Origin of the sequence: Streptomyces sp. NPDC020489, from assembly GCF_044386545.1 — a bacterium.
GTDB lineage: Bacteria > Actinomycetota > Actinomycetes > Streptomycetales > Streptomycetaceae > Streptomyces.
This window is the reverse complement of the sequence record NZ_JBIRUZ010000003.1, coordinates 605892-618912: the sequence shown is the minus strand read 5'-3', so window position 1 is coordinate 618912 and position 13021 is coordinate 605892. Positions and strand designations below refer to the sequence as shown.

The 13021-nt window shown below is 70.9% G+C and carries 11 protein-coding genes; 2 read left to right on the top strand and 9 right to left on the bottom strand.

Translation table 11 applies throughout. The features are described from left to right. Window positions 1–224: 224 nt before the first annotated feature. Together ACH41F_RS09775 and ACH41F_RS09770 are read right to left on the bottom strand one after the other, a co-directional pair. Window positions 225–884 carry a response regulator gene (locus ACH41F_RS09775; protein ID WP_398834132.1) on the bottom strand — a complete coding sequence of 220 codons (660 nt, stop codon included), beginning with the start codon at window positions 882–884 and terminating at the stop codon, window positions 225–227. After that, a complete protein-coding gene (locus tag ACH41F_RS09770; protein ID WP_398834130.1) occupies window positions 881–1984 on the bottom strand; it encodes a sensor histidine kinase in 1104 nt (367 codons plus the stop codon). Before ACH41F_RS09770 ends, ACH41F_RS09775 begins: the two co-directional genes overlap by 4 nt. A gap of 167 nt (window positions 1985–2151) precedes the next feature. Here ACH41F_RS09770 and ACH41F_RS09765 point away from each other — a divergent pair, with 167 nt between their 5' ends. Continuing rightward, window positions 2152–3156 (top strand): carboxymuconolactone decarboxylase family protein, encoded by a 1005-nt coding sequence (locus ACH41F_RS09765; protein WP_398834128.1) that lies wholly within the window; start codon window positions 2152–2154, stop codon window positions 3154–3156. A 184-nt stretch (window positions 3157–3340) separates the two neighbouring features. Further along, window positions 3341–4000, top strand: a complete 660-nt coding sequence (locus tag ACH41F_RS09760; RefSeq protein ID WP_391239229.1) for a hypothetical protein — start codon at window positions 3341–3343, stop codon at window positions 3998–4000. 86 nt (window positions 4001–4086) lie between these two features. Here ACH41F_RS09760 and ACH41F_RS09755 read toward each other — a convergent pair whose 3' ends face one another. From ACH41F_RS09755 to ACH41F_RS09725, 7 genes are all read right to left on the bottom strand, one after another. Next, window positions 4087–5643, bottom strand: coding sequence for an NCS1 family nucleobase:cation symporter-1 (locus tag ACH41F_RS09755; RefSeq protein ID WP_398834126.1), 1557 nt, complete (start codon window positions 5641–5643; stop codon window positions 4087–4089). A 155-nt stretch (window positions 5644–5798) separates the two neighbouring features. After that, window positions 5799–6818: a TIGR03842 family LLM class F420-dependent oxidoreductase gene (locus tag ACH41F_RS09750; RefSeq protein WP_398834124.1), complete on the bottom strand. Its 1020-nt coding sequence runs from the start codon at window positions 6816–6818 to the stop codon at window positions 5799–5801. A gap of 11 nt (window positions 6819–6829) precedes the next feature. Further along, a complete protein-coding gene (gene hydA / locus ACH41F_RS09745) occupies window positions 6830–8224 on the bottom strand; it encodes a dihydropyrimidinase (protein WP_391239220.1) in 1395 nt (464 codons plus the stop codon). 99 nt (window positions 8225–8323) lie between these two features. Continuing rightward, window positions 8324–9166: a nitrilase-related carbon-nitrogen hydrolase gene (locus tag ACH41F_RS09740; protein ID WP_398834121.1), complete on the bottom strand. Its 843-nt coding sequence runs from the start codon at window positions 9164–9166 to the stop codon at window positions 8324–8326. 155 nt (window positions 9167–9321) lie between these two features. After that, on the bottom strand, window positions 9322–10863 hold the full coding sequence (locus ACH41F_RS09735; protein ID WP_398834119.1) for a PucR family transcriptional regulator: 1542 nt from the start codon (window positions 10861–10863) through the stop codon (window positions 9322–9324). Between the two features lie 28 nt (window positions 10864–10891). Further along, window positions 10892–12181: an aspartate aminotransferase family protein gene (locus tag ACH41F_RS09730; protein WP_398834117.1), complete on the bottom strand. Its 1290-nt coding sequence runs from the start codon at window positions 12179–12181 to the stop codon at window positions 10892–10894. After that, a complete protein-coding gene (locus tag ACH41F_RS09725; protein ID WP_391239209.1) occupies window positions 12178–13020 on the bottom strand; it encodes a nitrilase-related carbon-nitrogen hydrolase in 843 nt (280 codons plus the stop codon). The genes ACH41F_RS09730 and ACH41F_RS09725 overlap by 4 nt, the downstream gene beginning before the upstream one ends. Window position 13021 lies beyond the last annotated feature (1 nt).

Below are 13021 nucleotides of genomic sequence, written 5' to 3'. Positions count from 1 at the left end.
TTGCATGCTCACTGCCATCGATGTACTGCGCTGTGTTGCGGAACCTTCCGATCCGCTGGTTGGTTCGCCCGCCTCGGCGAGCAGAGCGCCGGGGTCCGCCGGCAGGGCAGCCAGGAAGCTGCAGGTGCGCCGCAGAGTCCGTTCACTGCCGTCCACCGGCGTGACGGGACCGGATCACCGTGCACAAGCGCCGCCGACGGCCGTCCGCGTGCCCCCGCCCCCGGTCATTCGCGAGGCCGCACCAGCCCCGACTCGTAGGCGAACACCACCAGTTGGGCCCGGTCGCGGGCGCCGAGCTTCGTCATGGCTCGGCTGACGTGCGTCTTGACGGTGAACGGGCTGATGACCATGTGCGCGGCGATCTCCTCGTTGGTCAGTCCTCGCGCCGCCAGGGCCGTGACCTCGATCTCGCGGCGGGTGAGGCACTCCAGGCCGGGGGCGGTGGCGCGGTCCGGGGGTCTGGAGACGAACTCGCCGATCAGGGTGCGGGTGACCGCCGGGGACAGCAGGGCCTCGCCGCCCGCGACCACCTCGATCGCCTGCAACAGGTCCGCCGGATCGGTGTCCTTCAGCAGGAAGCCGCTGGCGCCCGCGCGCAGTGCTTCGAACACATAGCTGTCGAGGCCGTAGTTGGTGAGGATGACCACGCGCACGCCCGTCAGGTCGGGGTCGGCCGCGATGTGCCGGGTGGTCTCGATGCCGTTCATCACCGGCATCTGGACGTCGACCAGGGCGATGTCCGGCACCTCGGCCCGTACCAGCGCCAGCCCCTCCTCGCCGTCCGCCGCCTCACCGACCACCTCGATGCCGTCCTCGGCCTCCAGCAGGGCACGGAAGCCGGCCCGCATCAGCGCCTGGTCGTCGACGAGCGCCACCCGGATCACGCGGCGCCCCCCACCGGCAGTTCGGCCCGCACCGCGAAACCGCCCTCCGCGCGCGGGGCGGCGTGCAGGGTGCCGCCGAGGGCCGTGACGCGTTCGCGCATGCCGGTCAGGCCGATGCCCGGCGCGAAGGGCCGGTCGGGGGCCGCGCTGCCGTCGTCCTCCACGGTCACCGTCACCCGGCCCTCGTCGTAGGCGAGCCGCACCCGCACCTTCGCCGGTCCGGCGTGCCGTGCCGCGTTCGTCAACGCCTCCTGGACGGTGCGGTAGACCGCCTTCTCGACGGTGGCGCCCAGGGCGCGCTCCTCGCCGCTCACCGTGAGGTCCACCGCGAGCCCGGCCGCCCGCGCCCGCTCCACCAGCAGGGCGGGGGTGCCCATGACCTCGTCGGTGCGCAGCACCTCCAGCGTGGAACGCAGCTCCCGCATCGCCTCGCCGCTCGCCTCCTGGATGGCGAGCAGGGCGGGCGGCACCTCCTCACCGCGCTTGCGGGCGAGGTGCACGGCGACGCCCGCCTGGAGCTTGACGATCGAGATGCTGTGGGTGAGGGAGTCGTGCAACTCGCGGGCGATGCGCAGGCGTTCCTCTCCGGCCCGGCGCAGCGCCGCTTCCTCACGGGTGCGTTCCGCCTCCAGGGCGCGCTGTTCGGTCTGGCGCAGATAGGCCTGCCAGTTGCGGTCGGCGAGGCCGGTGACCGCCGCGAACAGGAACCAGCCCGTGAGCAGCGCGGCATTCTCGACGATGTCCCGGGTCGTCGGTCCCGTCACCAGGTACGCCGTCAGGTACAACGCGCTCGCCAGGAGCGCCCAGCCCCGGTGTCCGACCCGGGCGGCGGTGTGCACGGCGGCCAGGACGGGGAGCGCGGCGGGCAGTCCGGGCTGCGCGTGCAGGACATGGGCCGCCCCGAAGGCGGTCGAGACGGCCAGTACCGCTCGGGGGGCCGCCCGGTGGAAGGCCAGCGCGGCGGAACTCACCGCCACCAGGAGGTAGTCGAGGAAGGGCGTGTCGCCGTCGAGGGCGATCGTGGTCATCGCCAGAGCGCCGACCGCGACCGCCAGTGCCGCGTCGGAGAGTTGCCTGCGTGTGACCCTGTGCCCGCCCATGTCCGCACAGTAGAGGCCCGCGCCGACAGCCGCGTCCCCCCTGTGGACAACTCTGCGACTACTCCCGGCGTAGTAGGGGGCGGGCGGGTCCGGCCCGACCGGCGCAGCGGCGACTGCCTTCGGCCGTACGACGACCGCGGGCCGCGGCGCGGGGCACGCTGCTGCCCATGTCCACACCCTTCCGCTACACTTCGCCCCTGCCGCCCAGGGCGGCCACCGGTCACGTCGCCGAGGTCTACGCACAGCTCGCCCGCGACTTCGGCATCGAAGAGCCGGTCACCTTCGTGGTCCTGTCCTCGGCCCCCGAACTCCTCGCCCCCACCTGGGCGCTGATGCGTGAGTCGCTGATCGCGGGCCCCGGCGACCGCACCGGCAAGGAGCTGGCTGCGCTCGGGGTGTCGCTCGCCAACCGGTGCCCGTTCTGCGTGGACGCGCACACCGTGCTGCTGCACGCCACCGGCGACCACGCCCTCGCCGAGCGCCTCGCGCGCGGGGAGCGTCCGGGGAACGAGGTGCACGCGCGCGTGCTCGACTGGGGCGAGCGGACCCGGGTCCCGGGCAGCCTCGGCCATGAGCCGTACCCGTTCCCGGCCGAGCACGCCCCGGGCTATCTCGGCACCGCGCTCGCCTTCCACTTCATCAACCGGATCGTGTCCGCGTTGCTCACCGAGAGCCTGCTTCCGGCCGGCGCGCAGCGGTTCCGCGCGGTCCGCAGCATCGCGGGGCGCGCCCTGTCCCGGACGGTACGCCGTCCCGCCCGGCCCGGTGCCGCGCTCGCCCTGCTCGACCTCCCCGACCCCGGCGAGTCCCCGGCGTGGGCGGGTGGGACATCCGTCGGTCCGGCGTACGCGGCGCTGCTCAGGGCGGCCATGGCGGGGAGCGGCCTGCTCGACGCCGACGACCAGGACCTGGTGGAGGAGGTCCTCCTGGACTGGGACGGCACGCACCCCGACCTCGGCTCCTCGGTCTTCCCCGACCGGCGCGAACGGCCTGGAGCCCGGCTCGCGCTGCTGGCCGCACTCGCGCCGTACCGCATCACGGACGAGGATGTGGCCGCCTGGCGCCGCCCCGAACATTCCGACCGCTGTCTGGTGCAGCTCGTGGCATACGGGGCGTTCCTGGCGGTCGACCGGATCGAATCGGCGTTCACGCGCACCTCCGTGCGGACATGATCCGTGCGGACATGATCCGTGCGGACATAACAGGACACACAACCCGTCAGGACCGGGCCGCAGTCACCGCACATGCACGGAGCGAGTTGGCACTACCGCCCCACAGGGAGTCGTGTGACACTGGCGTCCCCGTCCGCAGTGCGGACACCTCCTCCGCACCGTCCCCCACGGAAAAGTGCGCCCGATGCGTTCCCTGCCTCTGCCGCTCGCCCTGACCGCACGGCTGTCCCCGGTCGTCGTGCTCGCCGTCGCGGGCTGGTCGCTCTCCTCCGGCCCCGCGCCGAGCGCCGACCGCGCCTCCGCGGCGAAGGAGGGCGGCGGCACCCGGTCCGCCTCGGCCCCGGCGACGGCCGCGGCCTCGAAGACGTACGCCTCCGCCCCCGCGCCCTGCGGCAGCGTCTCCGCGAAGACCGTCAAGTCGCTGGTCCCCGGCGCCAAGACTGCCGGCAAGGAGATCCCGTCGACGGACACGAAGCTGCGCCGCACCTGCTCCTGGAACGCCCTCAAGGGGTACGACTACCGCTGGCTGGACGTGTCCTTCGAGATCATGGACTCCGACGACGCGGCGCAGTCGTCGTTCAAGGAGCGCGTGCGGGAGAGGAGCGGCGGCGGGGACGTCCCGGGCCTCGGTGACCAGGGCTACTCCGTCGTGAACCTCACCACGGAGGACAAGCAGCAGACACGTGAGGGCGTGGTGCTGGTGCAGGCCTCCAACGCCCTGGTGGTCGTCACCTACAACGGCAGCGACTTCGAGTCGAAGCAGGCGCCGAGCACCGATCTGATCAACAAGGGCGCCATCAAGGCGGCGAAGGACGCGGTGGCGGCCCTGGAGGGCGGCCAGTAGCACGGACGGCCCCGGAGGGGCGGTCAATAGCGCCGACGGCCCCGGAGGGCGGTCAGCAGCACCGACCGCCCTCCCATTCGCGCGGGTCAGACCTTGACGCCCTCCTGCTCGCGGCCCTTGGGCAGCATCAGCGCGACGTAGAGCAGCATCGAGGCGCCGAGGCCCACGGCCCAGCCGTAGTCGGCCAGCGGCTTGAGGAACGGGATGAGTCCGTCCGTCGGGAAGGGCCCAGACTTGTTCCCGTCCGCGCCGACGGCCGAGTAGGACCCGCCGACCGCGAGCACCCCGCCGACCACGAAGGCCGCGATCGCCCGCCAGTTCCAGCCGTTGGTGTACCAGTAGCGGCCGCCGGGCGTGTACAGGTCCGCCAGGTGCAGCACCGTCCGCCGCACGATCCAGTAGTCGGCGATGAGGATGCCCGCCACCGTGCCGAGCAGACCACCGACCACGCCGAGCCAGGTGAAGATGTAGAACTCGGGCGTGGAGATCAGCTTCCACGGGAAGATCAGGATGCCGACGACACCCGTGATCAGCGCGCCCGTACGGAAGTTGATGAGTTTCGGGGCCAGGTTCGCCAGGTCGTACGCCGGTGAGACGACGTTCGCCGCGATGTTCACGGAGACGGTCGCGACCAGCACGATGACCAGGGCGAAGAGCAGTCCGAAGGCGTTGTCCGTCTTGGCGGCGAGCTCCACCGGGTCCCAGATGGCGGTGCCGTAGACGACCTCGGAGCCGGAGGTGACCAGCACGGCGAGGACCGCGAACAGCGTCATCGTGGTGGGAAGTCCCAGGGTCTGTCCCCAGGTCTGCGCCTTCTGGCTGGCGCCGAAGCGGGTGAAGTCGGGGATGTTGAGCGACAGCGTGGCCCAGAAACCGATCATGCCCATCAGCGACGGGAAGAAGACCGGCCAGAAGTCCGGCCCCCAGCCGAGCTTGGAGGGCTGGTCGAGCAGGGCGCCGAAGCCGTCCGCCTTGACCGCGATCCAGATCAGCAGCACGAGCGCGCCGACGATGACGAACGGCGCCGCCCAGTTCTCGAAGTGCCGCAGAAAGTCCATGCCGCGGTAGATGATGGCGATCTGCACCGCCCAGAAGAGCAGGAAGCACAGCCACAGCGGCCACGGGTTCCCGGCGATCTTCCCCGCGTTCTCCCAGTGCCCGCCGGTGAGTTTGGAGCCCAGCGCGAAGATGCCGCTGCCGCCGATCCAGGTCTGGATGCCGAACCAGCCGCACGCCACGGCCGCCCGGATCAGCGCCGGGATGTTGGCGCCGCGCAGCCCGAACGAGGCACGGGCGAGGACCGGGAAGGGGATGCCGTACTTGGGTCCGGCGTGCCCGGTGGCGAGCATCGGCAGCAGCACGATGACGTTGGCCAGGGCGATGGTGAAGACGGCCTGCTTCCAGTCCATGCCGAGCGCGACGAGGCCGGAGGCCAGGGTCCAGCTGGGGATGCAGTGGGCCATGGAGATCCACAGGGCCGCGAAGTTGTACGTCGTCCACTTGCGCTCGGAGACCGGTACGGGGCGCAGGTCCTCGTTGGCGAAGGGACTGTCGGCGGGGTAGGCGCCGGCGGTGAGTTCGATCCGGCCGTCGGGGCCGGCGTACTGGGATATGGGCGACCCCGTGGGGACTGTGTCGGTCATGGGCAGGCCAATCGATCAGAGCGGGACGGGAAAGGCCGTGCGGGGGCCTTGGGCGGAGCCGGGGCGGGCAGGTGCCCCGGCTCCGCCACCCCTCCCCGGGACGGCGGGAAGGGGGGACAAGGTGTGGGGGGGCGGGGGGAACGGACGGACGGGGCTCAGGAGTTGACGGCAGGAATCACCTTCGAGCCGTAGGCGTCGATGACGGTCTCCTGCGCGTCGTGCATGTCGTAGACGGCGAACTGGTCGACGCCCAGCTCGCGCAGGGCGTTGAGCTTCTCGATGTGCTTCTCCACCGGGCCGATGACACAGAACCGGTCGACGATCTCGTCGGGCACGAAGGCGGTGTCGGGGTTGTCGGCGCGGCCGTGGTGGGAGTAGTCGTAGCCCTCGCGGGCCTTGATGTACTCGGTGAGTTCCTGCGGGACCACGCCGCCGCCGGAGCCGTACTTCGAGACCAGGTCGGCCACGTGGTTGCCGACCATGCCGCCGAACCAGCGGCACTGCTCGCGTGCGTGGGCCAGCGCCTCGGGCGAGTCGTCCTCCGTGACGTAGGCGGGGGCGGCGACACAGATCGTGACCTCGTCGGGCGAGCGTCCGGCGGCGACGGCCGCGTCCTTGACCGCCTTCACCATGTACTCGGTGAGGTACAGGTCGGCCAGCTGGAGGATGAACCCGTCGGCCTCCTCGCCGGTCATCTTCAGCGCCTTCGGGCCGTACGCCGCCATCCATACGGGGAGTCGGGCGTCCTCCTTGATCCACGGGAACCTGACCACCGTGCCGCCGAGATCGGCCTCCTGGCCCGAGCCGAGCGCCCGGATGACCTTCATGGCCTCGCTGATCCGCGCCAGGGTGTTCGGGGTGCGGCCCGCGACGCGCATCGCGGAGTCACCGCGGCCGATGCCGCACACCGTGCGGTTGCCGAACATGTCGTTGAGGGTGGCGAAGGTGGAGGCGGTGACCTCCCAGGTGCGGGTGCCCGGGTTGGTGACCATGGGCCCGACCGTCAACTTGGTGGTGTTCGCGAGAATCTGACTGTAGATCACGAACGGCTCCTGCCAGAGCACGGCGGAGTCGAAGGTCCAGCCGTACGTGAAGCCGTTGCGCTCGGCCCGCTTCATCAGGCTGACGACCTTCGAGGCCGGCGGGTCGGTCTGCAGGACGAGTCCGAAGTCCATGGGCGCCACTCCTAGTTGAGGTACTGACAGGTGGAGCGCGGGGTGTACGTGCCGTGCCCGGCGTGCCCGGTGTACTCCCGCTCGGTGATGACGAGTTCGCCGCGCGAGAGGACCGTCTCGACCCGGCCCGTGAGGCGCCTGCCCTCGTACGCCGAGTAGTCGACGTTCATGTGGTGCGTCTCGGCGGAGACGACCTGCTCGGCGTGCGGATCGTAGATGACGACGTCGGCGTCGGCGCCGGGGGCGATGGTGCCCTTCTTCGGGTACATGCCGAACATGCGGGCCGGGGTGGCGCAGGCGATCTCGATCCAGCGGCGGCGCGTGATGTGCCCGTCGACGACGGCCTGGTGGAGCAGATCCATGCGGTTCTCCACGCCGGGGAGGCCGTTGGGGATCTTGGAGAAGTCGCCGCGGCCGAGTTCCTTCTGGCCGACGAAGCAGAAGGGGCAGTGGTCGGTGGAGACGACCTGGAGGTCGTTGGTCCGCAGGCCTTGCCACAGCTTGGCCTGGTGCTCGCGAGGCCGCAGAGGCGTGCTGCACACGTACTTCGCGCCCTCGAAGTCCGGCTCCGCGAGGTTGTCGGTCGACAGGAACAGGTACTGCGGGCAGGTCTCGCCGAAGACGTTGAGCCCCTCGTCGCGCGCTCGCGCCAGTTCGGCCACCGCCTCCATGGCCGAGACGTGCACGACGTAGAGAGGTGCCCCCGCGACCTGCGCGAGCTTGATGGCGCGGTGCGTGGCCTCGGCCTCCAACAAGGCCTTGCGCACCTCGCCGTGGTAGCGCGGATCGGTCTCGCCGCGCGCCAGCGCCTGCTCGACGAGCACGTCGATCGCGATGCCGTTCTCGGCGTGCATCATGATCAGGCCGCCGTTCTCGGCGGAGCGCTGCATGGCGCGCAGGATCTGGCCGTCGTCGGAGTAGAAGACGCCGGGGTAGGCCATGAACTGCTTGAAGGAGGTGACCCCTTCCTCCACGAGGAGGTCCATCTCCTTGAGCGTCTCCTGGTTCACATCGGAGACGATCATGTGGAAGCCGTAGTCGATGGCGCAGTTGCCCTCGGCCTTGGCGTGCCAGGCGTCCAGGCCCTCGCGCAGGGAGTGGCCGACGCTCTGCACGGCGAAGTCGATGATGGTCGTCGTACCGCCCCAGGCGGCGGCCCGGGTGCCGGTCTCGAAGGTGTCGGAGGCGAAGGTGCCGCCGAACGGCAGCTCCATGTGGGTGTGGGCGTCGACACCGCCGGGGATGACGTACTTCCCCGTGGCGTCGATCGTGCGGTCCGCGATCCAGCTCTGGGTACCGGGCACGGCGAGGGCGGCGATCCGGCCGTCCTCGATCAGCACGTCTGCGTGGATCTCGTCGGACGCGGTGATGACGAGACCGCCGCGGATGAGGGTCCGGCCGACCATGGGTTCACGCTCCAATCGGTTGTCGGAAAGGTGCCGGTCGTCGAGGGCTGGTCGCGCGGTCCCCCGCGCCCTGCGGGGGCGCGGGGGTGCCGGTCGCCCTCAGGGAGCCGTCAGCGGCCCGTACGCGTCCGGACGGCGGTCGCGGAAGAACTGCCAGCGGTCGCGGACCTCCCGCAGCTTGGCCAGGTCCAGGTCGCGGACGACGAGTTCGGTCTCCTTGTCGGAGGCCACCTCGCCCACGAACTGGGCCTCGGGGTCGACGAAGTACGTCGTCCCGTAGAAGTCGTTGTCGCCCAGCTCCTCGACGCCGACCCGGTTGATCGCGCCGACGAAGTACTCGTTGGCGACGGCCGCCGCGGGCTGCTCCAACTGCCACAGGTAGGCCGACAGACCGCGCGAGGTGGCCGACGGGTTGAAGACGATCTCGGCGCCCTCGAGGCCCAACGCCCGCCAGCCCTCCGGGAAGTGGCGGTCGTAGCAGATGTACACGCCGATCCTCCCGACCTTGGTGTCGAAGACCGGCCAGCCCAGGTTGCCGGGGCGGAAGTAGAACTTCTCCCAGAATCCGGGGACTTGGGGAATGTGGTGCTTGCGGTACTTGCCGAGGTACGAGCCGTCCGCGTCGATCACGGCGGCGGTGTTGTAGAGGACGCCGGGCTGCTCCTCCTCGTACATCGGCAGGACCAGGACGATGCCCAGCTCCTTGGCCAGCGCCTGGAACCGCCGGACGATCGGCCCGTCCGGGATCGCCTCCGCGTACTCGTAGAACGCCTTGTCCTGGACCTGGCAGAAATACGGCCCGTAGAAGAGCTCCTGGAAACACAGGACCTGAGCACCCTGCGCGGCCGCGTCCCGCGCCGCCTGTTCGTGCACCTGGATCATCGATTCCTTGTCGCCCGTCCACGCGGTCTGGAAGAGGGCGGCACGGATCACTCTGCTCATCGGGACCTCCGGTCGCTCGGTGTGCGAGAAGGCTAGAAAGTCCGAAAGCAGGCTTTGAGTGGCACGGTGTCACGTCTGCGGGCGTGCGGCGTGGCACGGTGTCACCCTGTCGTGGGCCCATGTTTCACCGCCGTTTTCCCAGGTCGTAGCGTGTTTCAGCTCTGTTGCGCGTCATGCGCGAGGAGCGCGATGTGCACGGAGGCGGCCTGCTCGAAGTCGTCGAGGTCGACACCGAGCCGGGTCTGTATCGCCTCCAGCCGCCGGTAGAGCGCGGGCCGCGAGACGTGGTGGAGCTGGGCGGTGCGGGACTTGTTGCGGCCGGTGGCCAGATACGTCCGCAGGACAGCGAGCAGGTCCTCGCCCGCCCCGCGGAGCAGTCCGTCCAGTTCCCGCTCCGCGAAAGACTGGACCTGCGGGTCGTCGCGCAACAGCCTTATGAGGCCGCGTAGATGAACGTCCTTGAGGCGTACGACGGCCGGGAGGTCGAGCACTCCGGAGGCGACGGCGTCCGCGACATGCCGGGCCTCCCGCATTCCGGCAGGGACGTCGTCCCAGTCCGTGCGGGGGTCGGCCGCCGCCACCACCGTCTCCGTCAGCCGGGCCGCGAAGTTCGCCGTGAGGACCGCGGCGTCCTGGTCCCGGGCCAGGCTCAGCAGTACGGCGGTCGCCCCGTCGGCGAGCTCGGCGACGATGCCGGGCAGCCCCAACAGCCGCAGTACGCGGTCGAGTTCGGCCGGGTCGCCGTCCCGTACGACCAGCGGCACGAACGTCCGCCGGTTCACCGGCAGCCCCGCTGCCCGCGCCCTCGGCAGCAGCTGCCGCGCCGGTACGACCCCGCTGACGAGGTCGGTCAGCAGGCTCTGCGCGGACTGCTCCTCCCAGGTGTGGGCGGAGTTCCCGGCGAGCATGCGGTGCAGGACGAGGGCCTCGGCGGCCCGGTCGGCGAGCAGCCGTCCGGCGGCGGTGTCCCCGCGGTACCCGCACAGCAGGATCTGCCCCCACCGCTCCCCGCGCCCGCCCAACTCGGCGCGGATCCAGCCGTCGCCCTCGCTGCCGCCGGCCTGCCGGGCGATGCGCTCCCAGTCCCGCAGCACGTCGTCCACGGCCGGCCGCTCCCCCGCCGTGGCGAGGACGCGGTGGGCGAGGTTGGTGACGACGACCGGACAGGCGCTGTGCTGGGCGACCTCGTCGAGCAGCCGTTGCAGCGGTGCGCCCGCGGTGATGAGGCCGGTGAGGGTGGTGCGTACGGCCTCGGAGAGGCTGACGGCGGCGAACTTCCGCCGCACGAGCCGGGACTGGACCTCTTCCGTCAACTCCGCGAAGGGGAACGGGCGGTGCAGCACGACCATGGGCAGCCCGCACCGCTCGGCCGCGCGGCGCATCACGTCCGGCGGGGCGGGGAAAGCCCGCCCGAGGCCCAGGACGACGGCGGCCGCCTCCGCCCGGTGCAGGGACTGGATGTACTCGGCCTGCGCCGCCTCATCTCCGGCGAGCAGCACCCCGGTGGTGAGGACCATCTCGCCGCCGCTCAGCATGACGCCGACGTCGGCGGCCTCGGCGACGTGCACCCAGCGCACGGCCCGGTCGAGCTGGGCCGCTCCGGCCACCACCTCGGGCTCCCCGGCGAGCACCCGTTCCAGGGTCAGGACCTGGCGGACGGACAGGGCCGGTTCCAGGTGGTCCAAGGTGGTGGTCATGGCGGTCGTTCCCTTGCTCAGGGTGCTGCTACCGGATGCTCCTCAGAGCGTTCTCGAGGATCGCGGCGCCTTCCTCGGCCTCCGCGACGGTGAGGGACAGGGGCGGCGCGATGCGCAGGGCGCTGGTGTTGTGGCCGCCGCCCTTGCCGAGCAGCAGCCCGCCCTCACGGGCCGCCTCCAGCACCGCGGACGCCGCGTCCGGGTCGGCCTGGTCGGTGCCGGGCCTGGTCAGCTCGACGCCGATCATCAACCCGCGTCCACGCACCTCCCGTACGCCGGGAACCTGCGCGGCGACCGCCCTCAGCCGTTCGATGAGGAGCCCGCCGACCCGCCGGGCGTTGCCCTGGAGGTCGTGCTCCAGCAGGTACGTCAGGTTGGCGAGGCCGGCCGCCATGGTCACCTGGGTGCCGCCGAAGGTCGAGATGCTGTTGGCGTCCAGGCAGTTCATGATCTCGGCGCGGGCCACGACCCCGCCGATGGACATGCCGTTGCCGATGCCCTTGGCGAAGGTGAGCAGGTCGGGCGGGCCGTTGCGGTCGTGTGCCTGCCAGCCCCAGAAGTGGTCGCCGGTGCGGCCCCAGCCGGTCTGCACCTCGTCGGCGATCCACAGGATGCCGTGCTCGGCGAGCACCTCGCGGAAGGCCGCGTACAGCCCGTCCGGCGGTGAGGTGAAGCCGCCGACGCCCTGGACGGGTTCGGCGATCAGGGCCGCGGGCGGCCGGGTGTGGCCGAGCAGGTCCTTGAGGTCGTCGACGCAGGCCGCGATGAACTCGTCGTCGCCGAGGGAGGCGTACGGGCCGCGCGTCCGCACACCGCCGTGGACGTAGAGCGTCTGCAGCGGCGACAGCGAGGTCGGCGACCAGCCGCGGTTGCCGGTGATGCCGACCGCGCTGAAGGAGCGGCCGTGGTAGCTGTTGCGCATCGCCAGGATCGTGTTGCTGCGCCGGTATGTCGTCGCCAGCATCAGGGCGGTGTCATTGGCCTCGGTGCCGGAGGTGGTGAAGAAGACGCGGGCGTCCGGGACGCCCGACAACTGGGCGACGCGCTCGGCGAGTTCGACCATCGGGCGGTTCAGGTACAGGGTCGACGAGTGGATGATCCGCCCGGCCTGCTCGCTCACCGCCTTGGTGACCTCGGGCAGCGCGTGCGCGGTCATCGTGGTGAGGATGCCGCCGAAGAAGTCGAGGTACCTGGTGCCCGCGGCGTCCCAGACGTACCGGCCCTCCCCGTGCGTGATCTCCAGCGGGTCCTGGTAGTAGAGGGCGAGCCAGTCGGGCAGGACGGCCTGGTGGCGGCCCAGCAGGTCCTTGTCGGTCACGGCTGCACCAGCCCTTCGTAGGCGTCGGGCCTGCGGTCGCGGTAGAAGGCCCACTGCTGCCGTACCTCGTCGATGAGGTCGAAGTCGAGGTCCCTGACGACGAGTTCCTCCTCCTTGTCGCTGGCGGTGTCCCCGACGAACTGGCCTCGCGGGTCGACGAAGTACGAGGTCCCGTAGAAGTCGTTGTCGCCCAGCTCCTCGACGCCGACGCGGTTGATCGCGGCGACGAAGTACTCGTTGGCGACGGCCGCCGCGGGCTGTTCCAGGCGCCACAGGTAGGAGGAGAGCCCGCGGTGGGTGGCGGAGGGGTTGTAGACCAACTGGGCCCCGTTGAGGCCGAGTTGTCGCCAGCCCTCCGGGAAGTGGCGGTCGTAGCAGATGTAGACGCCGACCTTGCCGACGGCCGTGTCGAAGACCGGCCAGCCGATGTTGCCCGGCTTGAAGTAGTACTTCTCCCAGAACCCCTTGACCTGGGGGATGTGGTGCTTGCGGTACTTGCCGAGGAAGGTGCCGTCGGCGTCGATCACGGCGGCGGTGTTGTAGTAGAACCCGGACTGCTCGACCTCGAAGACCGGTACGACGATCACCATGCCGGTGTCACGGGCGAGCTGCTGCATACGGACCACGGTCGGCCCGTCGGGCACGGGCTCGGCCCAGCGGTAGTGCTCCGGGTCCTGGACCTGGCAGAAGTAGGGGGCGTTGAACACTTCCTGGAACCCGATGATCTTCGCGCCCTGCCGGGCCGCCTCCCGGGCGTGCTCCTCGTGTTTCGCCACCATGGACTCGGTGTCGCCGGTCCAGGTGGCCTGGACCAGGGCGGCACGTACGACGTTGGCCATG

Excerpts from the sequence above, each read along its gene's own strand:
- ACH41F_RS09760 (WP_391239229.1), top strand. The coding sequence starts at position 3,341 with ATGCGTTCCCTGCCTCTGCCGCTCGCCCTGACCGCACGGCTGTCCCCG.
- ACH41F_RS09735 (WP_398834119.1), bottom strand. The coding sequence starts at position 10,863 with ATGACCACCACCTTGGACCACCTGGAACCGGCCCTGTCCGTCCGCCAG.
- ACH41F_RS09725 (WP_391239209.1), bottom strand. The coding sequence starts at position 13,020 with ATGGCCAACGTCGTACGTGCCGCCCTGGTCCAGGCCACCTGGACCGGC.
- ACH41F_RS09770 (WP_398834130.1), bottom strand. The coding sequence starts at position 1,984 with ATGGGCGGGCACAGGGTCACACGCAGGCAACTCTCCGACGCGGCACTG.
- ACH41F_RS09765 (WP_398834128.1), top strand. The coding sequence starts at position 2,152 with ATGTCCACACCCTTCCGCTACACTTCGCCCCTGCCGCCCAGGGCGGCC.
- ACH41F_RS09740 (WP_398834121.1), bottom strand. The coding sequence starts at position 9,166 with ATGAGCAGAGTGATCCGTGCCGCCCTCTTCCAGACCGCGTGGACGGGC.
- ACH41F_RS09750 (WP_398834124.1), bottom strand. The coding sequence starts at position 6,818 with ATGGACTTCGGACTCGTCCTGCAGACCGACCCGCCGGCCTCGAAGGTC.
- hydA (WP_391239220.1), bottom strand. The coding sequence starts at position 8,224 with ATGGTCGGCCGGACCCTCATCCGCGGCGGTCTCGTCATCACCGCGTCC.
- ACH41F_RS09755 (WP_398834126.1), bottom strand. The coding sequence starts at position 5,643 with ATGACCGACACAGTCCCCACGGGGTCGCCCATATCCCAGTACGCCGGC.